9 protein-coding genes are annotated in these 5,733 nt (G+C 62.4%); all 9 read right to left on the bottom strand.

The features are described 5' to 3' along the window. Window positions 1-47 precede the first annotated feature (47 nt). The gene (locus D9C15_RS32465; protein WP_164886961.1) at window positions 48-542 is read right to left on the bottom strand and encodes a BON domain-containing protein; all 495 of its coding nucleotides are present in this window, start codon (window positions 540-542) and stop codon (window positions 48-50) included. A gap of 106 nt (window positions 543-648) precedes the next feature. Next, complete coding sequence (locus tag D9C15_RS32460; RefSeq protein WP_128003596.1) at window positions 649-1,242, bottom strand: DJ-1/PfpI family protein; 594 nt, start codon at window positions 1,240-1,242, stop codon at window positions 649-651. 88 nt (window positions 1,243-1,330) lie between these two features. After that, the gene (locus D9C15_RS32455) at window positions 1,331-1,654 is read right to left on the bottom strand and encodes a TfoX/Sxy family protein (RefSeq protein ID WP_205854970.1); all 324 of its coding nucleotides are present in this window, start codon (window positions 1,652-1,654) and stop codon (window positions 1,331-1,333) included. 9 nt (window positions 1,655-1,663) lie between these two features. Further along, entirely contained in the window at window positions 1,664-1,942 is a 279-nt protein-coding gene (locus D9C15_RS32450; RefSeq protein WP_128003595.1) for a DUF2277 domain-containing protein, read from the bottom strand. A gap of 178 nt (window positions 1,943-2,120) precedes the next feature. After that, complete coding sequence (locus tag D9C15_RS32445; protein ID WP_128003594.1) at window positions 2,121-2,597, bottom strand: hypothetical protein; 477 nt, start codon at window positions 2,595-2,597, stop codon at window positions 2,121-2,123. Window positions 2,598-2,770: 173 nt separating this feature from the next. Then, on the bottom strand, window positions 2,771-3,151 hold the full coding sequence (locus D9C15_RS33815; RefSeq protein WP_240668682.1) for a hypothetical protein: 381 nt from the start codon (window positions 3,149-3,151) through the stop codon (window positions 2,771-2,773). Window positions 3,152-3,430: 279 nt separating this feature from the next. Further along, on the bottom strand, window positions 3,431-3,829 hold the full coding sequence (locus D9C15_RS32435) for a DUF488 domain-containing protein (protein ID WP_128003592.1): 399 nt from the start codon (window positions 3,827-3,829) through the stop codon (window positions 3,431-3,433). Window positions 3,830-3,965: 136 nt separating this feature from the next. After that, entirely contained in the window at window positions 3,966-4,382 is a 417-nt protein-coding gene (locus D9C15_RS32430; protein WP_128003591.1) for a PPC domain-containing DNA-binding protein, read from the bottom strand. A 188-nt stretch (window positions 4,383-4,570) separates the two neighbouring features. After that, window positions 4,571-5,044: a hypothetical protein gene (locus D9C15_RS32425; RefSeq protein ID WP_128003590.1), complete on the bottom strand. Its 474-nt coding sequence runs from the start codon at window positions 5,042-5,044 to the stop codon at window positions 4,571-4,573. Window positions 5,045-5,733: the final 689 nt, after the last annotated feature.

Here is a 5,733-nt window from a genome sequence, read left to right as displayed (position 1 = left end):
GCGGAGGTCCCTCTCGAGCGAAGGGTTAGGCCTCGCTAGCGTGCCGGCTACCTGCTGACGAAAGGCTTGTAGGGCGGCTTGGAGCCAGGCGCGGAGCTCACGATGGCGACGGCCTGCTGAACGTACGGCATGCTCCTGACGAATGCCTCGACTTCTTGCGCCTGAGACTCCCTGGACACGCAGCCCTCGACGTAGACAACGCGACCTTGCACGGTGACCCAGAGCGATGTACCCGGAAACTTGGCCTTGGTGCGGACGGCGACCTTGATCTCGGAGGCGATGTCACGGTCGTACGAGTAGGCGTTCGCCCGTTCGCAACCTTCCTCCTTGGCCAGCCAGCACGTGGTGCCCTTCTCGGCACGACGATGCGATTGAGCCTGACGCTCTGCCTCGGTGACTCGCGGACCCGCCGGCTCTGCGCACTGTGGCACGTCGGACGTGATCTGGAAGAACGGATCGTCAAACCAGTTCCGCCGTTCGTCCGCTTGGGCGCGCAGGACCGAAAGTGCCAGTGCTACGACGAGCAGGGCAGGGCGGCACATTGGTTGGTCGCGAGGCCTAACGTTTGAGCTGAGTGAGGCGGATGATAGGCCTCCACCGCCTCGCGGCCAAGGCGCCTTGCCGGAGAGGGTCCGTTCGAGCGAAGGGTTAGGCGTCGTTGATGCTTCGACGCACGACGTAGCTCTCGAGAGCACTTGCTTCTGACTCCGATAGGACTCCAAGCAGGTGGCCGAGCCGTGACGCGAACTTCCGGTAGGCCCAGGGCATGGCGGTGACGATTGAGCCATCGTGTACGAGATCTGCGTGCGCGTATGTCATTCCGTCCCAGTAGGGTGCGGCGGTTTCGACCTGCTCGGCCGATGCGTACTTCGGCGTGTAGTTGTGCGTGCCACGGCGACCGCGAAGTAGGCCCGATGCAGCGATGACCAGGTTTCCAGCGCATATGCCGGCGATCAGCGCCGAGCGTTCGTACGCCGTGGTTAGGCAGGGACGCGCCAAGTTGTCTGGCACCAAGATGCTGCCGGGATCGCCACCCGGTACGAGCAAGGCTACGGACTGCGCGGCTTCGAGATCGGTGTAGTTGCCGTGCGCGACGATGGTGGCGCCGTTGGAGGAGAGATGGTTCGCTCCATCGGGCGAGTAGTAGCGCACTTCGTAGCGCGGCGCCAAAACCTCGACGGCGAGAGCCACCTCGAAGAAGATGCAACCAGGGTAGAGCAGGACCGAGATCTCGCTTCGCATGGCAGCGGACGGCGATTGCGACGCCTAACGTTTGAGCTGAGCGGCGGACGACGGCATGGCGCCCTGGCCGCGAGGTGCAACATGTACCTCAGCACCTCGCGGCCAGGGTGCCATGCCGTTGGCCGTCCGCTCGAGCGAAGGGGTAGGCGTCGTCGCGTTCATGTTGCTCCAGAGCGAGGAGAAGACTTGTGCGATGTTCCCTGGCAACTGCCTGCCACGGCAGCCCAGTGAGCGCACCCTCAAGCGCCCAGAGCAGGTTGAGGGTGGCATTGGCCCCTGAGCGACGAACTCTGCTGAACGCGGCGACGGCGCCGAGATTGTGCAACTGTGCGAACGTCGTGATGCCGGCTTGCTGCAGCATGACCCTGGACTTTGGACCCAGGTTTGGCAGTTCTTCGAACGACTCGCTCACGATGCGGCTTCAACTGGGCCTCGACCCGAAGCGAACAAGGGAACGCTCCCGGGCTTTGGCTGCCTCGACCTCGCGGATGCGCGGCTGAGCAGACGTGACAAGCGAGGCGATCAGAGTTCTGGCGGAACTGGCGACTTCTTCGACCGCGCGATCGAACGCCTCCTTGTTCGCCTGGCTCGGGACATTGAATCCACTGAGCTTGCGAACGAACTGAAGCGATGCGTCGCGGATTTCGAGCTCCGTCGCTGGTGGATCGAAGTTGAACAGGGTTCTGATATTCCGACACATGCGCGCGCCTCGGGTGGTTTGTGCGACGCCTAACGTTTGAGCTGAGCGCACGCCACCGGCAAGGCGCTTGGCCCGCGAGGCGGATGATGGACCACACCGCTTCGCGGGCCAAGTGCCTTGCCGGTGGAGGTCCGCTCAAGCGAAGGGTTAGGCGTCATCGCGTGGCAGTGCAAGCCATCTACGTGGCCGAGCCGAACTCTGTAGGCTCGTAGTGCTTTGGCAACTTGAGCCCGGGGCGCTCGTCGTCCCAGGCCATGCAACTCATTCTCCAACCGCCCGGCGTGAGGATGAACTGCGTGGAGATCATGCCTCGCGCCTCAAACGACACTCCCTTCAGAGTGCCGGACTTGATGTAGGCGCTGAAGCGCTGAGCCACGTTGCCAAAGACTTCTGTTGTTTCCGCGATCTCCGCTTCGTGGAAGCGCGTCAGTTCTCCTGCGTCCACCGAAGCCTGGCGAGGGAGGATGAATTGTTGGACCGTCGAGATCTCGGGCGCCGGCCCGCTGTTCTTGATGAGCAGTCCGGGTTCGATGAACAGCTCGTGGAGTTTGGAATAGGACGGCTTCGCTCCAGCCTTGAACGACACGGCGTGGAAGAACTCGTCTGAGAGGCGCTTCAACTCGGCCAAGACCGCGCCATGGGAATGAGTGCTCATGCAACACCTTCGCGCAGAATGATTTTTGCGAGGCACAGTATGGCCCGTCTGACGCCTAACGTTTGAGCTGAGGCGACCGCCGCGGATTGGCGCTTGGGCCGCGAGACCGATGATATGCACCACGGGTTCGCGGCCCAAGTGCCAAGCCGTGGAGGGTCGCCTCGAGCGAAGGGTTAGGCATCACTGCGCCGCTGACCACGACGACCGACGAGCCGGCGGAGAAGCCGGACCCAGGGTGACCACGGCACTGGAGTTGGTTGCTCGCCGAGAACTATCTGGGCGGTCGTTAGGGCGTCTTCCACGAGCGCATCGTGGAGGGGACGAATGGCGATAGGCCAAGACAAGAGTGCGGAACCGACAAGCGACATGTCGATCGTGTGCCGGAGCGTGGTTCCAGACGTGCCATTGCCACAGACCTCAAACCAGTGCTTGCCCACGAAGCCCCGCGGCGAGGTGAACTCAAAGGTGATCTTCTTGCCCGGTTCGTAGGCAACGACGAAATAGCGGATCGGTCCGTGGCCTCCGGTAGCACCAAGTCCGAGAGGTTTGTCCAAGCGCACTCTCGGCCAGTGCTTCAATGGCCAGAGCAAATCCTGTGGCGAGGACAGCGAATCCAGAAGCGGAGCGGCCTGTTCTGGGCTACAGCGGAAACTGCGTTCGTGGACGTTGACTACGCGCACGGCAATGCCCTGTGATGCCTAACGTTTGAGCTGAGGCGACCGCCGCGGCTTGGCGCTTGGGCCGCGAGGCCGACGATATGCACCACGGCCTCGCGGCCCAAGTGCCAAGCCGTGGAGGGTCGCCTCGAGCGAAGGGTTAGGCGTCACCGCGTGTCAGCGACCGTGAGGTTCCAACTTGGCGCCCGCGGAAGCAAGCAACTCTCGAAGCACTGATCGATGACAGTGTTCTTCTCGCTCGCAGTAGCAGCCGACGGAGAAGTTGGTTTGCTGTGACAGCGCGGCGAGGAGGCTGATTGAATGGCTGTTCTCGGGTGTAGCCATCTCCGCTCGGTACCTGCGAACAAACGCGGACCATTGGGCTGGAGTCTCGGCTTCCTGCCCAAGCTTCATGGTTTCGACGCTAGGCGCAAGATTGGGGAACCAGACGTCGTACCAGTTCTGGCTCGCGAAATCAGCTTTGGGAACGCCACGCGGAGGACGACGAACCGTTCCGATACGGAGGCCCTCGTTCTCCGCTCTTGTCGTGCCGAGCCTTACAACGCGGACAACCATCGGTGTTCCTCGTGACGCCTAACGTTTGAGCTGAGGCGCAGACGCCGGGTTGGCGCTTGGCCCGCGAGCCCGATGATAAGAACCACGGGCTTGCGGGCCAAGTGCCAAGCCGGTGGCTGTCGCCTCGAGCGAAGGGTTAGGCGGCACTCGTGCCACCGCTGGCTGGCTTGACCTGAAGCTCCTGGTACCCAGTAGCTGGATCACGAGCGCGGGTAAGTGACCAACCTTCGAGCGAGACAAGCAAGACTTCGGCTGTTGTTCTGACGACGTTGCCATAGCCGACGTGGCCACCGACGACTTGGCCGGACTCGCTGGATACGCTCATGTGCAGATGTGCGCCGGCTGCGGACAAGGTACCGGACAGAGTGACGAGCTCGAAGGACCCGCTCAGCAGAGTTTCCCTTTCGGCTGCGGCGAACCGGATGCTGACGGCCGAGAGGCTGCCGATGCCAGCGAAGACGAAGGCTGACTTGGTGGGAAGCTGGCTAGCCTTCTCTTCGAGGGCGCGCCGAAGGTCCACCCCAGGCGCAAGCCGAATGGGCAAGTAGCTCACGAAGTTGCACCGGATGAAGGAAGGGCTCGGACTTTGCCTGTGCCGCCTAACGTTTGAGCTGAGGGGCCGGAACCGGGATGGCGCTTGGCCCGCGAGGTGGATGATGACCTGAACCGCCTCGCGGGCCAAGTGCCATGCCGGTGGAGGTCCCGCTCCAGCGAAGGGTTAGGCGTCGTGCAGCCCAAGGACTACCGAATATACGAGGCGACTTTCTCGGTGGGCAGTGTTGGAGCTTCATGGAGCATGACGGTGAGTCCCATTCGCTCTACTGCAGAACAAGCCCACTCGAGGCCCTGCGTGAACTCGGACAGCACTTTGCGGCGCATGCCAGATACGGATTCGTCAAGCGCATCACGATACAAAAGGGTGGTGGCGATCACGGAGTCCGGAAACAGATTGCGGTATTGAGAGTCAGCTGGCACGGGCGTCAACCGGCAAGTTGATGGGAGGAGCCGGCTTCCTTCGTTCCACTCCAGGGTTCCAAGACTGTGGGCCAGGCAAAGCCTGATACCAAGTAGTTCGCCTTCGGACTGATGGCGCGCGACGACTCCATCGGCAAGTAATACAACCGGAGTCGAAAACTTGCTCGTAGCGACCGGCTTCTGGAAGCGGCGGCCACACTCGACAAGATCAAGAAGCGCGGGGCTGAACGGGAAGGTCATTTGTAGATCCGCGGTCGCACCCAAGTGTTGCTCTCGACGCCTAACGTTTGAGCTGAGGCGACCGCCGCGGATTGGCGCTTGGGCCGCGAGGTGCATGATGCCAGCGAGCGCCTCGCGGCCCAAGTGCCAAGCCGTGGAGGGTCGCCTCGAGCGAAGGGTTAGGCCGCGCTGTTTGAGCGCCCGGGAGTGCCCGCAGGAGGATGCCGCCCAAAAGTGCCATAACCAGCGTGACGACGGCCCGAGGAGCAGCGGGCATGGCCAACTTTGCCGCCGAAGCCCCCTACGGCGAATAGCAGAACTCGCACCGTTGTACGCGAACCTAGTCGTGGTAGGTTCCGCATGTCGATGTCGCTAGGATCGAAGAATGCCTGAGCCACGCAAGCCAGATCGGATGATGCTGATTGGTGCGGCAGTCTTCTTTTGCCTTGGCGGGTGGATGATGCTTGAGGGCGTTCTGCACACGATCTCTGGCGAACCGATTCCTGCGACATCGTGGACGTACGAGAGCAGCGGTCCGGAGCAGATAGTTTACGGACTGATAGCAGTTGGCCTGGGGATGGTCTTGATTCGAGTCTCACGCAAGGAGCCGCCCAAAGAGTAGCTCGGCGGAGGTATGCCTTGTTGCGCGGCCTAACGTTTGAGCTGAGGCGCAGGCGCCGGGAAGGCACTTGGCCCGCGGGACGGATGAT

The organism is Piscinibacter defluvii (genome assembly GCF_004011805.1).
GTDB classification, from domain to species: domain Bacteria; phylum Pseudomonadota; class Gammaproteobacteria; order Burkholderiales; family Burkholderiaceae_C; genus Piscinibacter; species Piscinibacter defluvii.
The sequence above is the reverse complement of the archived record's forward strand: the minus strand, read 5'-3'. Positions and strand labels throughout refer to the sequence as shown.